We start from the raw sequence: 14,511 nt of genomic DNA on the forward strand, positions 1-14,511 counted from the left end.
CCTGCACTAATGGCATCGTCAAGCGCCCTAATAGCCAGTTCCATACAGCGGAGTTTGTTGTCGCCCTTTAAACGCGTATCTATGGCGGTCAGAATGCTGCCGGAGTCAGGATTGTTCCGATGGTTAAAAAAAAGATCGCGCACAACTGGACGACTCAGGTCCTCTGACAATCCAGCGAAGACGATTCCCGAAAGCATTTCATCGGAAAACTTGTCAGAGTGGCGCAAAAGAGCTCCCAGCGAGAATGTCGTCTGATGCAAGGTCGCCCCGCTCAGATTCGCCCCACTCAAGTTCGCCCTGCTCAGGTCCACCCCGCGCAGGTCCACCCCGCTCAGGTCCACCTTACCCCCTCCGAGCAAGTTCCGCCTCACCGGTGGGATGCGTACAGCGGCTTCCCTGTACCGATAATGATCTGCCTCGTGCCGAACAATTTCCTGCTCCAGAACTGCCCTGAGGTCATCGATGGTGCCATCCTCGATGGCAAAAGACTCAGACGTCGCGCCAGTTCTCACAGTAATGGTGAGGACGGTGCCGTTCCCGTCTGTATCCTCGGAAACCTCCAGCTCACCGCCGTGTTTCAACCCTACCGAAACAGAACGGTTACCCGCGCGCTGAACCGCGAAGTTCTCACCGAGGATTTTTTCATGAAGATCGACTACCGCTTGTGTTACGGCGTCTTCTTTCTGGTGGCTGCTGATGCTCTTGCAAACCCGCTCGATGAGCAGTCCAATAAAAGCAGTCAACAGGGTGATCGTCGCAGTCACTGTCCCACGTGAGCGTGAAATATCGAAGTCCCCCGCCTGCTTGGCCATGCTTTCTTCAGCGGTGGCCGTGACGCGCCTGAAGACCTCTCTGCTAAACGTGGGGACGTTCTTTCCGTCCGGGCCCTGCCGGAAGGCTTCGTGTGTGCCGCCCGCGAACGACCCGTTCAATGAACTTTTGCCGAGAAAAGCTCTTGCAAACGTTTGTGCAGTCACAGCAGACATAATGATCCAATAGATTCTTCGCGAGTTCGCCAACGACGTTCGTTCGACGAGGTAGAAGTCCAGTTACTTGTGGGTTGTACTCACGAGCGCTCAGCAAGTTCCAGTGTGAACGTATGATAATACACATTGCCGCGACGGAAGATTGCGAATGAGCTTGCATGTTTTCAATTCTGCGCAACGTAGGCCAAATTGCGAAAAGCGCGACATTTGGGTAACACGGACGAGCGGAATTATCCCGCTTGGCAAGGCGAGATTCGTTAGCGATGCGATATAAATGGAGGCCGCTGCCCCTGCGTCAGGTTCGCTGCGGCTGAAGCGGGCCGAGCCCCAGCAGCGTGAGCCAGTGCGGATGCTCCTGAGCGGTCATCAGTTCGCGCGGGCTCTTGCCCTGGCGTTCGGCCCGCCGGCTGCGTACGAAGCGCCGATGGTTCAGGAAGAAGCGCAGCAGGTCGAGGTACGGGTTGCCCAGATGGCGGCGCAGCGTGAAATAGTAGCGCCGCCGCGAGTTCAGATTTTCCACCAGCGCACGGTTCCGTCGCGATAACAGTGGGCGGACGAGCCCAATCGATATAATCAGGTATACTTACATCACCAAAGAGCAGAACTGTTCGGCGGCTGACGGGTGGGTGTCTTTTTCCACCCGCATCTGCCCTTTGCGAATCATATGCATGACCTCGATGCCAAACAGAATGATACGCGCGCACCGAAAATCCTTGAAGCCCATCATCGGTTTGATGATGCGTTTGATAGCCCGGCGATCCTGTTCGACAATGTTATTCAGGTACTTGCATTAGCGAATCCTGATGGGCGTTTCCCGCTCGGCATTGACGGCCGAAGCGCTGCCACGCTGGACCCGCTTTTATCCACGGTGACCGTCTCTGGCGCACCGTTCTGGTCGATCGCCTTTTCAAAATATCGTCGCGCGGCAACTTTGTCCCGACGTGCCCGAAACAGAAAGTCGACCGTGTCTCCGGCCTTGTCCACAGCCCGGTACAGGTATTTCCACTGGCCGCGCACCTTGATGGAGGTCTCGTCCATTCGCCAACTTTTGCCCACCGGACGCTTGTGCTTGCGGAAAGCTTTTTCAAACAGCGGCACCAGCTTGATGACCCATCGGTGCACGGTCGAATGATCGACCTCGATACCGTGTTCCGCGATCATCTCTTCGAGATCACGCAGACTCACCGATTACGCCACGTACCACCGAACGCACAGCAGAATCACGTCCACCGGAAAATGTAGCCGCTTCAGGACTTTCGCGACCCCCGGCGGCAACGTCTTCCGGCAAATGCGTTCTTTCCTCACCGGCGCTTCGGGCAAATTTTTCATGTCCTGATCTTACCCTACCTCCTTATCGCGACAGAACCCTCGATTCCCTCAGAACCCTCGATTCCCTGAGCCCCATCGAATACCGGCAGAGTCTTGGAATCGCGGCGTAAATCAGTCCAAGAATTTGTCCGCCCCCTTCTACCCGGCATGACCTTCAAGTTGACAAAGCCGGCGCGGGAGCCGCGCTTTGGTTCGAATTCACCGTCGAACGCAGTCGCGGCTTCCCGTTACGCCCGAGCGGAGACGTCAAGCGAACACGGTGCGAGGCCTTTGCCATTTCACATTACCGCGCCGCGTTTCCCCGGCGAAACGGTCCCTCCATCCGAGCAATCGACGTTTCCAAGGAGAAACAAAACACTCGCGGCCGAAAAAAGAAACGATGCGCCATAACGTGTAGAATCGCCCCCCCTAAACCGATAGGTATTTGCCTTTAGTTCCTTTCCTATATCTCTTTCCGTTAAATGAGCCCGTGGACTTGTGGACAATGCGCTTCGCGCACCGGCACCGGCCCGTGGACAACCGCAAGCGGTTGACCACGCTTGAGCTTTCCTAGCTGATGAGATAGACAGCCGAATCAAACCCGAGCATTCGCGCACTATTGATAATAGTTGATAAGCGGTATAGTATCGGCTATGTCAACTGGGAGGGCTCAGCCATGATTAGCGCAGACCTTGGGCAGCAGCTTGAGGGGTACATCACGAAGCTGGTTGAAACGGGCCGCTACGGCTCAAAAAGTGAAGTCCTACGCGAAGGCGTGCGACTGATTCAGGACCGCGAGACGCAGCTTGTCGCCTTGGACGCCGTGATTGAGCACGGCATCGCCGATTCCGATGCAGGCCGGGGCAAGCCCGCCGAGGAAGTGTTCGACCGGCTCGAAGCGAAGTATCAGGCGATGGCGAACGGCAAGGCATGATCGTCCGCATCTTGCCCGCCGCTGAGGCCGAGCTGGAGGCCATCGGCGATTACATTGCTCGCGACAATCCACGCCGCACCGTGAGCTTCGTTCGCGAGCTGCGCGATAAGTGCGTCAGCCTCGCAGACATGGCCCTCGCCTTCCCGCTTGTGCCGCGCTACGAAGATCGAGGCGTGCGGCACCGGGTTCACGGCAACTACCAGATTTTCTATCGTGTCGTCGGCCAGCCTGCCGAGCGGATCGACGTTATTCACGTCCTGCACGGTGCGCGCGACTTCGCCGCGATTCTCTTTCCGTAGCCGGAAAAACAAAGGCCCGAAGCGCGGCAACGCTTCGGGCCTCTACCGTCGAACAATGCAGGAGTAAGACGGGTCCAACTAGAAGCCGATTATACCGGCTCGACGGCATCAAGGCCACAACCTAACCCCCCTACTCCGCGCCGTGCCCGCGCTGCGCGCCCCTTGCGGGGCTTGCCGATCGTTCCGCGTGATCGTGGCAGCTCGTCGGGGTCGGTCGGTCGCGGTAAGCCCGGTCTGCTGCACGAACCGGCGCGGTCAAGGGGACCGTGGACCGACCCCGACGAGCAGAACGACCAGGCGCCTCGCGCGCTCGGTTGTGTCGCGATAAGAAGGGGTGGCGAAGCAAACCAACGTCGTTAGGATGCCTTAATTAGCTAAGGAGGCTTCATTCCGCCATTATACCCGCTCGCGCAGTCAACTTGACAAAGCCCCGGATTGGATTCATCCGGAGGCAATGCAGTCTTACACCAAGCCGTATCTAGCAAAAATTTCTCGAGTAGAAGTTATAAATTTTTCAGAATTTACCACATCAGTCGATGTTGGAGAAACACCAAACGTTGAATTCTCTTCTGTGTAAGGGGGGCATGGACAAGCAGTTACATATTCAACGTAGTCATCATAAGACATAGATACCTGCGACCACGGATCGATCGCAATCTGGTGCACCTCACCATGCATAGTAAAATTTGCTACGCAAAAAGCGTGATCCCCATTGGTCTCTGCCATGTAGATCTCAATATGCATCTCGACATCCTTCAGTCCACGCGAATAAAGAAAATCCTTGGCTCTCAATTGTGCAAGGCCAGCGGCCGCGTACGCCATCTCGCGACAATTCCCACATGAAAACTTCAAGGAAGCAGAAACGTCAGATACCGCCTTTCCCACATCAGAAGTGTCAGAAACGTGATCACCAATGTCGCGCAGGGCGCCCACAATACTATCGTAGACCAGCGCCTGTTCTGTCAGGCCATGCTCTGCGTGGCTTCGCGTGGCCGACTTAAGAATGACGCCACTGATAATCGTTGAGCAACGGTGACCGAAACTGATAGCGGCAAGTCTGTCTTGAACTTCTTGCCCGACGATCAACCGGCCACACTCAATATTGGTGATATCAATTTCCAGATGACGCTTGAATTGACGAAGAGACGCACCTTCTATTGTTGTAATAGGGCAATCATTCAAAAAAACACAAAGCGAGCACGCCCCGTTTTCATTGTCGCGTTGATCAATCTGAAGAATATTTCCGTCGACTTCCACACCAACATTCGTGCTTCCAGGAAATTCATTTAACCTACAATAAATGTCTATCAAGGCTTGCTCGATCGCCGCTTTTTTCTGATTCAGAAGAGCCGTCTTGACGAGGCTGTAAACTCCGAATGTCAACATCGATAAAATCAAATCCTTGATATCTCCCACACTACCGGAGTTCATCCCCTGTGCGACAAAATTTGAAGGTGTGATAGGTCTATCACTGTTTTTGTGATTTTCGAAAATTCTCGATAAAGTATTCCGCGTGACCAAATTTCCTGACATAAGATTGACTAGAAAGAATGATTGGGTCTGCTCCGGCCCGCTTCGGCGGGCCCGTCTCATCCACGTCGCTCGATCTCGGCCGCGATCAGCTTGGCTGCAGCTTCCCGCACCTTGGCCACAGTCTTTGCCCGCGCGGCTGAGTCGTGCTGCCCGTGGACCAGCTTCACCAGCTCGGCGAGCGTGATGTGGGCGCGGGCGTCATTGACAGTGGCGAGACGATGAAAAATTGACGGCAATCTTGACAGAAACGGAGGAATCCGCCCAGTTTATTCCGCCGATTCCGTTGATTCAGCAGCGGCGGCCGGCGCTGCCGGTGTGATCCACGCTGCGATCGATGTGTGCGTGGCAGGTGTAGAGCTTCGACGCGTTGCGGCCGGGCATGTAGGCGATGGCAATCCGCGCCGGCAGGCTGAGCAGCGTGCTTTGCGAAATGATGGGTTGTTCCAGCTTGCCCACCATCCGTTTTCCTTCCCATTGTTCGCCGCCGTGCATGTTGGTTTTCGTGGCTTCGCGCTGCACGACATTCGGCCATTGGCTTGCAGAGAGCTTTTCCGCCCATTCGTCAGTGCTCCGGGCAACCGCAACGAATCGCCACTGCTGCGCGACGCGTTACCGAAACTCACTCAAATGGCACGTGCCATCGGCGCCCAACTGCAAGGGACAATCGTCAGTCTGGATGGCGTCTACGACTGCCGGGCCAACCGCCGTGCCATCTTCAATCGCGGCATGGTCCCGAACATCCCCGAGAACCCGCGTGGGCGCAAGACGCCGAAGCGCGGTCGCAGGCGGCGCTTTGATCCGGCCATCTTCGAAGAGCGCTTCAGGACCATTGAACGGGTCTTCGCCTGGGAGGATAAGTTCCGTCGTTTGCTGCTGCGTTTCGAACGCATCAGTCAGGTGCACTACGCGTTCAAGACCCTTGCCTATACCATGATCAACCTGCGCCACTACTGCTGAGTTTCATCGCAGGGCACGCAGTTCATCGCTGGCGCAGCGCGCCATGAATGCTCACGGCTATTGCATTCGCATTCCTGACCATAATGCGGAATTCGACTACCCGATACTCGTCGTTTTTCGCAACGATGCCTCTCGCTTCGCCCGCTCACTAACGGCCGTCATAGTCCTTCCACTCCTAACAACCTGAAACTAGCAACCAGTTGGGCATCAGATCAGTGGCCGGGAGCCATTGCGCGTTGCTGAATCCCCGCCAGACGCCAGGTTTGCTCGCCCGGCGCCGCCCTGACGAAGTTCCAGATCTCCTGAAACGGCGCGGCGGGTGCATTTTCCGTTTCGCGGATCAGACCGTGGAAGCGCACGCTCGACATCTGTTCGGTGCTCCGGGCATCCACGCCCAGTAATTCAGCGTGGAGTTCGACCACATCGGTCCGATTCGGCTGGTCGCCACGTGTTTCGAGGTCCATCTTCAGTTCGGCAAACATCCCAGGCGTCGTGAATTCGAACAGGTCGCCCTGATCGCCTTTATCCCATGCTGCCTGCAAACGGACGAACGATACTTTTGCCATCCGCAGAAAGCTCTCGTGGTCAAAGTCGGCAGGGATGTTGGCCGCCGGGCTGTCACTCATCGCTACAGAGGACGCCGCAAACGGCTGCGCTAATTGTGCGGTGTATTGAGACGGACGCGAAAAATCGCTGCCAGCCTGGCTTTGTGCGCCTTGCGGATACCCGAACTCAGGACGACGCTTGCGCGCAATGTACCGGAACAGGGCAACACCAGCGAATACCAGCAGCCCGATCAGCAATGCGTTCGACAGCAGTTGTGCGAATCCTTCACCGAGCCCGAAATGCGAGAGCAACGCGGCGATCCCCAAACCAGCGGCAAGTCCGGCGAGTGGTCCCATCCAGCGGTTGCCCGGTGCGGCGGCAGGAGCCGCAGCGGTCTGCTGGGCCGGTTGCGCCTGCTGCGTACGCTGGGCCGGGCCGGCGGGCGTCGCTGACTGCGAGGGAGCCATCTGGGACTGGCGACCAACGCTCTGGCCCCCGCCCACCCGTTTGGCCTGCGCGTCGAGTGGCATCAATGTTCCCAGCGCCAGCACGATGATGAGGCCCAGGGCTGCCAGCCGGCGGGCAAATAAAGCCGTCACGTGTTGAAGCGTGTGTGGTGCGAAGAAAGAAGACATTTGCGATCCCGTATGACCCAAGAGTGTCCGGCTGCGATGTCAAGGCAGTCGTGCCGGTTAACATTACAAACCGTAATATTCAGGGGTTTGATGCAGATCTGCCTGGACAGTTCCCTTCATTTCGTTGCGAGATGCGCCTTCGCGAACTGGCCTCGCCCCTCAGTCAGTCAACGCGACGCGCGTCGACACCTTTGCGGATAACTGCGGTGGCACACGAGCAATGCCCCAGGCGGTGAGTAACGCATCGAATGACGGCGCACTCTCCTCCTGTTTGAGCGCCGGCAGTTGCTGCCCTGTCAACCTGTACAGAACCCGCTCGCGCGCACTGGCACCAGGCACCTTGATGCGCTCAATCGCACCCTGTCGGACACCATATTGCATCGCATTGGACGCGTCTCTCCTGTTCATCACGCCGGCGATGGCCACGCGTGCGACCGTCACCGGCTGATGCAGTTCACGCAGGTATCCAATCAGTCTTTCGGCATTGCGGTGTGTCTTCATGCGTCCCGGACCTATTCCCCGTTAGTGCAAGCTGTCGCGCTTACTCAAGTCGAACAGGCTCCGGTCCGCAGGCCGGCTCAACGCTTCGTCCATCATCTGAAGGAAATCGGCCTCATCCCATTCACCTCGCTTAACGCGCCGTAGCACTGCCTCCCCCACGAGCATCGCCTTGCGATCCCGGTCAGCCTTGCTTTGCTTGTAGGCTTGCCGCCGTGCCTTGTCAGCCGCTTTGCGGCTTTCCTTCAATTCCTTGAGTCTCTGCTCAGTCGCAGTTAGACGGTCTCTAAGCGTGGCCATAAGTCATCATCGATGTGATGGGCACCGGGCCCAGAACCGCACGTCATGCTTCGTGCTGCTGTTTGACACCGCCACCGTGCTCGGTACGGTCGTTTTCGTACAACGCAACGAGACGTTCGAGTGGAGCAGTTCGCGCCAAATGTCGCAACCGCGCGCAGTGTTCACGGTCGCGGGTGGTAGCCGCGACCTGCCTCTCCAGCTCCTGACGCATGCGCTGTTCGCGTTCGACGATGAAGGACATCAGTACGCGCGCATACAGCGATTCCTTGTCGGCAATCAGCCTGTACTTATTCATCAGATCAACGATCTCGTCCATGCATTCATGCGGTCAAAATTGTTGCGCCAAATGGTACGCGAGCGCATCCTCTCCGCGCTCGCCCCTGAAACTGGTGGGCCTCCCGTGAGTCGAACACGGCACCAATGGATTATGAGTCCACTGCTCTAACCAGGCATGAGCTAGAGGCCCGTGGCGGAAGTGGTGAGATTCGGAACTCACGGAACCTTCCGGTTCGCCGGTTTTCAAGACCCGTGCATTAGACCGCTCTGCCACACTTCCGCTGGAGCGGGCGAAGGGAATCGAACCCTCGTCATAAGCTTGGAAGGCTTCTGCTCTGCCATTGAGCTACGCCCGCAGCGGCCGGGGCATTTTGACACAACCAGAAACGGAATGGCAGGCGCCCTGCAAATCTGTCCGAATCCATTTCGTTATTCTAAAAATGGCACTGCCTTTTAGTTCTTGTCGTTTGACTCCGTAAAGCATTCGTTTTGCAGACGGTGACTGTTTTGCTTGAGTCACGCCCCGATGGCGGACCCAGCGAGTTGCTCATAACAAGCGGCTTCTGCCTCGGCAGGGGAAATATCTACGATGGGGCCGAACAGCCGGCGATTGTTGAACCAGTCCACCCATTCGAGCGTCGCCATTTCAACGGCCCGCAGGTTGCGCCACGGACCAAGGCGATGGATCACTTCTGCCTTGCACAAGCCGTTGATCGTTTCAGCCAGTGCGTTATCGTAGGAGTCGCCGACGCTGCCCACTGACGGCTCGATGCCAGCGTCGACCGGCCGATCCGTATAACGGATCGATACGTATTGCACGCCGCGGTCGCTGTGATGGATCAGCCCGTCCTGCTGCGCCCGAAGCTCACGCACTTCCCGCTCCAGCTCCTTGAGCCGATCCTGCTCCTGCGTGCTTTCGCCCGGGCGTAAACCCCGATCCCGCTCTGCCTTGCGTACCCAGCTACGCAGCGTCTCACCCGAGCAGCCAAACTTCGCTGCGATCGACGCGATCCCTTTCCATTGCGATTCGTGGTCGCCCTGATGTTCCAGTACCATTCGCACAGCCCGCTCACGCACTTCCGGCGAGTACCTTAGGGACTTCTTTTTGGTGTTTTCCATAGCTCCATTTTCTCAAGAAGTGGAGCCTAAGGCATCCTAACAAGATTACATTACTTTGCCATCCGTTTCTTATTGCGACACAACCGACGCAACAAGGGGTTACTACAATACATGCGGATCGGGCTCATTCGACTTCGGCATAAGAGTAATTTCCGCCTCCAGCTGTTCTTTGAACGCCGCAAACTTCGTATTCTGAATCAGGCCGACGTTTTTACCATCATACGCAATCAACAAATCAGTCCCGCCATCCTTATTAGGGTTCTCTGAAATGCTCAGCACTTTACCCTCGACCCTGGTGAAAATAATGGAACCATTTGTCGGTATCTGCTGATTAAGCTGTCTTATGGCCGCTTCGACCGCCGCTCTTTTCTGATCTATTTTTGACGATTTGGCAAGGGCATAAATCCCGAATGTTATAATCGAGAGAAGCAAGTCTCCCGCTCCGCCCACATTACCGTAGCTTGCTCCATCCTTGACCATGTTTGACTTTATGTCCGAAGTCGCAGAATACTCACCAACGAAAGCTCGTCTTATCGTATTGGATGTTATTATTGACATCATTGTTCTCCCTGCATTCAACTTCAATATCGAACCGCCAAGGCAATCTGATTGTCCGAATGGGCGCGAGTAGGACAGCGCGCGCATCTGCATGCTGATCTTGCTCGCGCTAACGCGCATTCGCGAATCTGCGGAAAATTTCGCAAATTTTCATGAGGTACGTCCAGGAAACGAAAGAACCGTTGGACGCTACGCTCGTCGCCATCCGATCTGCGCGATTTCATGAGTTTCACCGCCCATCACGCGCCCCGAAGAATTTCGCCTCGTCACCCGCGCGCACGTGCTGGCCTGGCGCAAGGCGCTCGAAGAGCGGGCGCTATCGGGCGCCACGATCCGGCGCAAGCTCGCGGCGTTGTCGTCGCTGTTCGAGTACCTCTGCGAGAAAAACGCCGTGGACTTCAACCCGGTCAAGGGCGCGAAGCGCCCGAAGGTCGAGAGCAGCGAAGGCAAAACCCCCGCGCTGGGCGACCATCAGGCGCGCGTGCTGCTCGACGCGCCTGACCGACGACGCTCAAGGGCAAACGCGACCGTGCGCTGCAATCGGTGCTGCTGTATCACGGGTTGCGTCGCGAAGAACTGTGCACGCTCAAGGTTCGCGACATCCATGCGCGACGAGGGGTGCTGCATCTGCGTGTGCATGGCAAGGGCAACAAGCTGCGCCATCTGCCGCTGATGATCCACGCCAGTGCTGCTTCCGTGAACAACCCCTTCGGGATAATGCGCAGCGGCACCGGGGCGACCTTCAGCCCGTGATCGCACCGCTTGCACGCATACTTGACACGCTCGTGGCGAATCACGCGAATCTGCTGCGGGATGATGTCCAACTGCTCACTGACTTCGACGCCGATCCCCACCAGCTCCGAGCCGTCATGCGGGCATGACTAGCTGGTCTGCAGGCAATTCGTATCGAACCACCTCGCGCGGCAGCGCCGGATCGAGCGGACGGCGACCGCCTTTCTTCCGTTTGTGCGCGGCAATCTCGATCCCGGGCCGGTCATCCCCAAAAAAAACCCTCCGGGGATGGAGGGCCGAGTTCATATCTGAGGGAGATATGAGGAGACGAGGCAATCAACTGAAAATTACGGGGCCATGCATCATACGTCGCTGGCAGCATTCTATCGCGCGAAGATTAGCCTGTGATGAGCACGGACAAGGGTGGAGAATGCCCGATCTGCATGTCGTGTGGCAGTTGTGAACGCTCAACCTGATCAGCATGGCCCTGACGCTCACGCGCCATACCCACCAAAATCAACGGGCGCTTTTCGGCTGCGTGGTCTTCCATGTCTGGAATGCCTTGCCGCGTTTCAGGTGCTGCACGAGTACCTGCTCGATGATGAAATCAAGCGACACCTCGGCAGCGTTCACATCCTGATAGGCCCGCTGGTAGGCAAGCAGGTCGGCATGCACGTCCTGCGTCAGGTTGACCGACAGCTTCGTTTTCGCAGGTTCGCGCCTGACGATAGGCAGGAGGAGACGGGCGGACGATTTGTGGGTTGGTTTCTGCGTCATGGTTATTCAGGTCCTCCGTGTTCGCGACGGATCGCATCGGCAGCGGTCCGGGACATTGGTGTGATTCAGAGGGTTCATGGCCGTCTGAACTGACCCCGCACCTATAGCTTAAAATTCAAGCTGTCGGTGTTGCGAGCATGCGTGACGAGGGCCTTTCCTATCGGCAGGCCGCCGCGCTGTTTTGATATTCGCAACTTCAATATTATCGCTACGTGGGAGCGCAACTACGATCAGGGCGGACTGGAGGCCTTGTCTCCGCACGCTTCCTTACGCCGCAAGAAGATGACAAAGCATCAGACCACAGAATCTCCGAGATCATCAAAGGGCGACGCCAGGCGCACTCGCGACGAATTGATAAAGGAACTGGACAACCTCCGCATGGAGAATGCCTATCTAAAAAAGCTCAATGCCTTGGTTCAAACGACCGCGCAGCAAGCGCAGCGCAAAAAGCACAAATCGTGATCGAGCTAAGGCACCAATACCCTCTTGCCGGTCTGCTCAAGCTAGCGGGCTTGGCGCGGAGCACTTTCTACTATCAACAGAAGGCGCTGCAGGTGGCCGACAAGTATGCTGACCTCAAAGCCCGGATCAAGACGATCTTCGACAGGCATAAAGGGCGGTATGGCTACCGCCGCATCACCGCTACGATTCGGCAAGAGGGCCGCGCCGTCAACCACAAGACGATCCAGCGTCTAATGGCTGATCTGCGACTGAAGTCCTGCGTGCGAGTTGAACCGCCCCGGATTTGGTGGAGGCTCCAACTCCTGAGAGAATGGAGCTATGAACAAGTCGAACAAGTTTTCTGCCGAAGTCCGCGAACGCGCTGTGCGCATGGTGCAAGAGCACCGGGGCGAGTATCCCTCACAGTGGGCAGCGATCGAATCCATCGCCCCCAAGATCGGCTGTACGAGCCAGACGCTGCTGGGATGGGTCAAGCGGGAAGAAGTTGATAGCGGTGAGCGTGAGGGCGTCACCACATCGGAGCGTGAGCGCCTCAAGGCACTGGAGCGAGAGGTTAAGGAACTGCGCCGTGCCAATGAGATCCTGAAGCTGGCAAGCGCATTTTTCGCCCAGGCGGAGTTCGACCGCCGCATGAAGTCCTGAAGGCCTTTATCGATCAGCATCGCGACACCTTCGGGGTCGAGCCGATCTGCAAGGTCTTGCGGATTGCCCCGTCGGGCTATCGGCGTCATGCCGCACAGCTTCCGTCGCGGCGCTGTGCCCGAGCGAAACGCGATGAGTTTCTGAGTCCGGAAATCAAGCGAGTCTGGCAGGCCACATGCAGGTCTACGGCGCGGACAAGGTCTGGAAGCAGTTGAACCGGGAGAGTATTGCGGTGGCCCGTTGTACCGTCGAGCGGCTGATGAAGCAACAGGGTTTGCGCACTCCGATAGTAAGAATACAGGTACCAGCTGTTTCCGGCCGGTCTGTGATTTACAACGACAGCCTTTTGCGGAAGCTCTGGTGCCGTAAAGCGTTCCGGGCGACCTGACCCGCACTCCGATCGACTGATTGTCTTTCCCCTGACCTGTCGGTCATCCGGAACTGCCGAACGGCGAGATTTTGCCTCGTCGATACGTGTGACTCAAGAAGGGCCTGACGCTCTGTCACTTTACTGTCTTGTCCGTGTACTCGATGCCGGTGAAATCACCCAAACCATTATCGACAACCGGAGCAAGGCTGTATGAAAGAAGAAGAGGCTACCGCTGGCCGCCGCAGTGTCGTGGGCGGTGTTGATACGCACAAGGATCTGCATGTCGTGGCTGTCGTCGACGAGCACGATCGCGTGTTGGGCAATGAATGCTTCCCGACTACCCGGCACGGCTATAAACAGATGTTGTTGTGGATGCGGTCATTTGGCGAGCTTGCACGGGTCGGCGTCGAATGCACTGGAAGCTACGGCGCGGGGCTGCTTCGCTACCTGCAGCAGGCTCATGTGACCGTGCTGGAGGTTACCACGCCGGATAAAAGCGACCGGCGCAAGCGCGGAAAAGACGATACGCTGGATGCACAGAACGCCGCCCACGCTGCTTTCGCTGGTATCCGCACGGTCACACCCAAAAGCCGCGACGGCATGATCGAATCCTTGCGCGTGCTGAAAGTGTGTCGCAAGACGGCGATTGCGGCCCGTCGAGTTGCCTTACAGCTGATCCACAATACGATTGTCTGCGCACCCGATGAACTGCGTGAATCACTACGCGCAATGACCCGTATGCAGCTCATTCGCACATTGGCTGCGTGGCGGCCGGATCTCTCCGACTACCGGAAGCTGGCTTCTGCTTACCGGATCACGCTGAAGTCTCTGGGACGTCGCTATCTGGAACTGCATGACGAGATTGCCGACCTCGATGTCATGATAGCGGCTCTCGTTGACGAGCTGGCCCCTGATCTGATCTCGCGCAATTCAATCGGCTATGAGTCTGCGTCGCAGCTGTTACTGACAGCTGGCGACAACAGCAGCCGGCTTCAGTCAGAAGCCAGCTTCGCTGCCCTGTGCGGCGTCAGCCCCGTTCCGGCGTCTTCGGGAAAGGTAACGCGGCATCGGCTGAATCGCGGCGGCGACCGCGCTGCCAATAGTGCGCTGCACATCATTGCCATCGGTCGACTACGAACTGACGCTCGTACAAAGGCGTATGTCGCCAAACGCGTCAGCGAGGGACACTCCAAGCTTGAAGCGATTCGTTGTCTCAAGCGCTATATCGCCCGGGAGGTCTACTACCTCATTCGGCAGCGAAACCGCCAGATCGCGCAGGTTCAAATTGCTACTTGACCTTTAGAAGGGCGTCAGACGGTCTCAATGCGTCAGCATTCGCTACAGCGAACGGCTGACCGAAGCAGGTATCGAGCCGTCGGTTGGCAGCCGGGGCGACAGCTACGATAACGCGCTGGCTGAAACGATCAACGGCCTGTACAAGGCCGAAATGATTCATCGTCGTGCGCCGTGGAAAACACGGGAGTCCGTCGAGTTGGCAACGCTGGAATGGGTGGCCTGGTTCAATCATCATCGATTGATGGAACCCCTCGGCTACATCCCGCCTGCTGAAGCTGAGGCT

Annotated in this window: 16 protein-coding genes, 3 tRNA genes, 6 pseudogenes and 1 other annotated feature; of the genes and pseudogenes, 8 read left to right on the forward strand and 17 right to left on the reverse strand. The window is 57.2% G+C overall.

Going from position 1 to position 14,511, the window contains the following annotated elements; all coding sequences use genetic code 11:
- From P0D80_RS46875 to P0D80_RS46885, 3 genes and pseudogenes are all read right to left on the reverse strand, one after another.
- Positions 1-986 (reverse strand): pentapeptide repeat-containing protein (locus P0D80_RS46875; RefSeq protein WP_408294769.1); only part of this gene is annotated, 986 nt, incomplete at its 3' end.
- Between the two features lie 295 nt (positions 987-1,281).
- Positions 1,282-1,506 carry a hypothetical protein gene (locus P0D80_RS46880; RefSeq protein WP_408294772.1) on the reverse strand — a complete coding sequence of 75 codons (225 nt, stop codon included), beginning with the start codon at positions 1,504-1,506 and terminating at the stop codon, positions 1,282-1,284.
- Positions 1,507-1,569: 63 nt separating this feature from the next.
- Positions 1,570-2,315: pseudogene (locus P0D80_RS46885) on the reverse strand (IS6 family transposase).
- A gap of 655 nt (positions 2,316-2,970) precedes the next feature.
- Between P0D80_RS46885 and P0D80_RS46890 the strand changes: the two are divergent.
- On the forward strand, positions 2,971-3,228 hold the full coding sequence (locus tag P0D80_RS46890; RefSeq protein WP_408294775.1) for a type II toxin-antitoxin system ParD family antitoxin: 258 nt from the start codon (positions 2,971-2,973) through the stop codon (positions 3,226-3,228).
- The gene (locus P0D80_RS46895) at positions 3,225-3,527 is read left to right on the forward strand and encodes a type II toxin-antitoxin system RelE/ParE family toxin (protein ID WP_408294778.1); all 303 of its coding nucleotides are present in this window, start codon (positions 3,225-3,227) and stop codon (positions 3,525-3,527) included. The genes P0D80_RS46890 and P0D80_RS46895 overlap by 4 nt, the downstream gene beginning before the upstream one ends.
- Before the next feature lie 462 nt (positions 3,528-3,989).
- Here the strand turns inward: P0D80_RS46895 and P0D80_RS46900 are convergent, their stop codons facing one another.
- The 3 genes from P0D80_RS46900 to P0D80_RS46910 form a co-directional block, all read right to left on the reverse strand.
- Positions 3,990-4,958: a hypothetical protein gene (locus tag P0D80_RS46900; protein ID WP_408294781.1), complete on the reverse strand. Its 969-nt coding sequence runs from the start codon at positions 4,956-4,958 to the stop codon at positions 3,990-3,992.
- 158 nt (positions 4,959-5,116) lie between these two features.
- Positions 5,117-5,296 (reverse strand): hypothetical protein, encoded by a 180-nt coding sequence (locus P0D80_RS46905; protein WP_408294783.1) that lies wholly within the window; start codon positions 5,294-5,296, stop codon positions 5,117-5,119.
- Between the two features lie 52 nt (positions 5,297-5,348).
- Positions 5,349-5,519, reverse strand: a complete 171-nt coding sequence (locus P0D80_RS46910; protein WP_408294786.1) for a hypothetical protein — start codon at positions 5,517-5,519, stop codon at positions 5,349-5,351.
- Here P0D80_RS46910 and P0D80_RS46915 point away from each other — a divergent pair.
- The gene (locus tag P0D80_RS46915) at positions 5,499-6,017 is read left to right on the forward strand and encodes a transposase (RefSeq protein WP_408294789.1); all 519 of its coding nucleotides are present in this window, start codon (positions 5,499-5,501) and stop codon (positions 6,015-6,017) included. The two genes, P0D80_RS46910 and P0D80_RS46915, sit on opposite strands and share 21 nt — an antisense overlap.
- A 212-nt stretch (positions 6,018-6,229) precedes the next feature.
- On the opposite strand, the gene P0D80_RS46920 is transcribed toward P0D80_RS46915, so the two are convergent.
- The 9 genes from P0D80_RS46920 to P0D80_RS46960 form a co-directional block, all read right to left on the reverse strand.
- Positions 6,230-7,198: a Tim44 domain-containing protein gene (locus P0D80_RS46920; protein WP_408294792.1), complete on the reverse strand. Its 969-nt coding sequence runs from the start codon at positions 7,196-7,198 to the stop codon at positions 6,230-6,232.
- 159 nt (positions 7,199-7,357) lie between these two features.
- The gene (locus tag P0D80_RS46925; protein ID WP_408294795.1) at positions 7,358-7,699 is read right to left on the reverse strand and encodes a hypothetical protein; all 342 of its coding nucleotides are present in this window, start codon (positions 7,697-7,699) and stop codon (positions 7,358-7,360) included.
- Between the two features lie 21 nt (positions 7,700-7,720).
- The gene (locus tag P0D80_RS46930) at positions 7,721-7,996 is read right to left on the reverse strand and encodes a DUF8583 domain-containing protein (protein WP_408294798.1); all 276 of its coding nucleotides are present in this window, start codon (positions 7,994-7,996) and stop codon (positions 7,721-7,723) included.
- Positions 7,997-8,039: 43 nt separating this feature from the next.
- Positions 8,040-8,312 carry a hypothetical protein gene (locus tag P0D80_RS46935; protein ID WP_408294801.1) on the reverse strand — a complete coding sequence of 91 codons (273 nt, stop codon included), beginning with the start codon at positions 8,310-8,312 and terminating at the stop codon, positions 8,040-8,042.
- 71 nt (positions 8,313-8,383) lie between these two features.
- Positions 8,384-8,462 (reverse strand) — tRNA-Ile (locus tag P0D80_RS46940).
- Position 8,463: 1 nt separating this feature from the next.
- Positions 8,464-8,552 (reverse strand) — tRNA-Ser (locus P0D80_RS46945).
- A 2-nt stretch (positions 8,553-8,554) separates the two neighbouring features.
- A tRNA-Gly gene (locus P0D80_RS46950) sits at positions 8,555-8,628 on the reverse strand.
- A gap of 160 nt (positions 8,629-8,788) precedes the next feature.
- Complete coding sequence (locus tag P0D80_RS46955) at positions 8,789-9,391, reverse strand: transposase (protein ID WP_408294804.1); 603 nt, start codon at positions 9,389-9,391, stop codon at positions 8,789-8,791.
- Positions 9,392-9,493: 102 nt separating this feature from the next.
- Positions 9,494-9,871, reverse strand: coding sequence for a PIN domain-containing protein (locus tag P0D80_RS46960; RefSeq protein WP_408294807.1), 378 nt, complete (start codon positions 9,869-9,871; stop codon positions 9,494-9,496).
- Positions 9,872-10,492: 621 nt separating this feature from the next.
- On the opposite strand from P0D80_RS46960, the pseudogene P0D80_RS46965 reads away from it, so the two are divergent.
- Positions 10,493-10,573 (forward strand): annotated as a pseudogene (locus P0D80_RS46965) (hypothetical protein); the annotation flags it as partial.
- A 17-nt stretch (positions 10,574-10,590) separates the two neighbouring features.
- On the opposite strand, the pseudogene P0D80_RS46970 reads toward P0D80_RS46965, so the two are convergent.
- Positions 10,591-10,939: pseudogene (locus P0D80_RS46970) on the reverse strand (IS66 family transposase zinc-finger binding domain-containing protein); the annotation flags it as partial.
- Positions 10,940-11,197: 258 nt separating this feature from the next.
- Positions 11,198-11,458, reverse strand: coding sequence for a DUF2274 domain-containing protein (locus P0D80_RS46975; RefSeq protein WP_408294810.1), 261 nt, complete (start codon positions 11,456-11,458; stop codon positions 11,198-11,200).
- 102 nt (positions 11,459-11,560) lie between these two features.
- On the opposite strand from P0D80_RS46975, the pseudogene P0D80_RS46980 reads away from it, so the two are divergent.
- The 4 genes and pseudogenes from P0D80_RS46980 to P0D80_RS46995 all read left to right on the forward strand — a co-directional run.
- Positions 11,561-12,186, forward strand: a pseudogene (locus P0D80_RS46980) (IS3 family transposase); the annotation flags it as partial.
- A gap of 52 nt (positions 12,187-12,238) precedes the next feature.
- Positions 12,239-12,842, forward strand: a pseudogene (locus P0D80_RS46985) (IS3 family transposase); the annotation flags it as partial.
- Positions 12,517-12,633 (forward strand) — a sequence feature (AL1L pseudoknot). (Overlaps the previous pseudogene by 117 nt.)
- A 300-nt stretch (positions 12,843-13,142) precedes the next feature.
- Positions 13,143-14,228 carry an IS110 family RNA-guided transposase gene (locus P0D80_RS46990; protein WP_408294813.1) on the forward strand — a complete coding sequence of 362 codons (1,086 nt, stop codon included), beginning with the start codon at positions 13,143-13,145 and terminating at the stop codon, positions 14,226-14,228.
- 16 nt (positions 14,229-14,244) lie between these two features.
- Positions 14,245-14,511: pseudogene (locus P0D80_RS46995) on the forward strand (integrase core domain-containing protein); the annotation flags it as partial.

The organism is Paraburkholderia sp. RL17-373-BIF-A, assembly GCF_046030175.1.
In the GTDB taxonomy this organism is placed as follows: domain Bacteria; phylum Pseudomonadota; class Gammaproteobacteria; order Burkholderiales; family Burkholderiaceae; genus Paraburkholderia.

Coding starts and splice junctions, on each gene's coding strand:
- P0D80_RS46895 (WP_408294778.1), top strand. CDS start 3,225: ATGATCGTCCGCATCTTGCCCGCCGCTGAGGCCGAGCTGGAGGCCATC.
- P0D80_RS46910 (WP_408294786.1), bottom strand. CDS start 5,519: ATGGTGGGCAAGCTGGAACAACCCATCATTTCGCAAAGCACGCTGCTC.
- P0D80_RS46890 (WP_408294775.1), top strand. CDS start 2,971: ATGATTAGCGCAGACCTTGGGCAGCAGCTTGAGGGGTACATCACGAAG.
- P0D80_RS46930 (WP_408294798.1), bottom strand. CDS start 7,996: ATGGCCACGCTTAGAGACCGTCTAACTGCGACTGAGCAGAGACTCAAG.
- P0D80_RS46920 (WP_408294792.1), bottom strand. CDS start 7,198: ATGTCTTCTTTCTTCGCACCACACACGCTTCAACACGTGACGGCTTTA.
- P0D80_RS46990 (WP_408294813.1), top strand. CDS start 13,143: ATGAAAGAAGAAGAGGCTACCGCTGGCCGCCGCAGTGTCGTGGGCGGT.
- P0D80_RS46975 (WP_408294810.1), bottom strand. CDS start 11,458: ATGACGCAGAAACCAACCCACAAATCGTCCGCCCGTCTCCTCCTGCCT.
- P0D80_RS46925 (WP_408294795.1), bottom strand. CDS start 7,699: ATGAAGACACACCGCAATGCCGAAAGACTGATTGGATACCTGCGTGAA.
- P0D80_RS46960 (WP_408294807.1), bottom strand. CDS start 9,871: ATGGTCAAGGATGGAGCAAGCTACGGTAATGTGGGCGGAGCGGGAGAC.
- P0D80_RS46955 (WP_408294804.1), bottom strand. CDS start 9,391: ATGGAAAACACCAAAAAGAAGTCCCTAAGGTACTCGCCGGAAGTGCGT.
- P0D80_RS46935 (WP_408294801.1), bottom strand. CDS start 8,312: ATGGACGAGATCGTTGATCTGATGAATAAGTACAGGCTGATTGCCGAC.
- P0D80_RS46900 (WP_408294781.1), bottom strand. CDS start 4,958: ATGAACTCCGGTAGTGTGGGAGATATCAAGGATTTGATTTTATCGATG.